1 pseudogene is annotated in these 1,180 nt (G+C 49.2%); it reads left to right on the forward strand.

Annotated elements, in window-relative coordinates:
- Positions 1-387: 387 nt before the first annotated feature.
- A pseudogene (locus tag AVO44_RS20515) lies at positions 388-898 on the forward strand (IS6 family transposase); the annotation flags it as partial.
- Positions 899-1,180 lie beyond the last annotated feature (282 nt).

Below are 1,180 nucleotides of genomic sequence, written 5' to 3' on the forward strand. Positions count from 1 at the left end.
AGGGCGCCAATGTCGCCCATAAACCGAGGCTGGCCGACGTAGACGGCAGAAAACCTTCAGCAAGGAGAAATTACGCGAGTTTCCACACACCCTCGGCTCTCAACAGACCTTCGCCGGAGCGTCAATGAGTGGCGGCTATCGTTATTGGGTCAGAAATGCTTGAAGTCTGGGTCAGAATTGAATGACGCGATTTACCTATTTGTTGAGATTTTGGAAGTCGATTGTGTCAGAAATCAGTGACGTTTCAAAATAGTTTAAGTAATTGGTAATAAGAGAAAAGTCGACATTGCCAAGCGTCGGCCTATCAAGAAAGTCACCGAAAACGAATTCGATTAAGTTGCAGGGTCTTGCCAGAAGAAGTTGGGTTGAGGCGGGCAAGGGGCTTTCCTGGTCTCCTGCCATAAAAATCGATCGCCATTCAAGTATTTCAAACCAGTCGCGAGATCATTCGTTTCGTGGTGATGATATACGTTCGGTTTCCACTGTCGCTTCGAAACGTCGAAGACCTGCTACATGAGCGCGGTATCGAAGTAAGTCATGAAACTGTCCGCTACTAGTGGAACCGTTCTGGCCCAATGGTCGCGTCGAAAATGCGCAGAAAACGGATACAGCAACTTCGGGCGTACTCAAAATCGAAGTGGCATATCGACGAAGTCTTCGTGAAGATGAATGGCAAGAGACACTACCTCTGGCGGGCCGTAGATCACGAAGGTGAGGTGCTCGAAGCCGCCGTCACATAGCGCCGAAACAAAGCCGCGCACTGAAATTCCTCAAGAAATTGATGAAGCAACACGGCACAGCGGAGAAGTTGGTTACGGATCGATTCGCGTCATATCGGGCGGCACTCAGAGAGCTTGTAGCCAAGGAAAAACGACAGACGGGTAGGTGGTTCAACAACATGATTGTTTCAATGCGATTCATAAGTGACATCGGTCAGTTCGAATTGGATTGCTAGGCCTTGTTTTGAGGTCGCCGCCGAGACAGTCATTTCGTTAACAAATTGGTCATTATTGACGGACCTTTGCTACACCACGAACTGCTTTGGTTCGCATTGATGTGTATCAACAGCGACGTCTGCATTGTCTAAGGTTTGTGGCTGCTGTCAGCGTGAGCTGCAGCGGCGATAAATCTGACAAGGAGGAAAGCGCGGGCAGATTTCGGTGCTATGGGGATTGTGGCT

Source organism: Ruegeria profundi, from assembly GCF_001507545.1.
Lineage (GTDB): Bacteria > Pseudomonadota > Alphaproteobacteria > Rhodobacterales > Rhodobacteraceae > Ruegeria > Ruegeria profundi.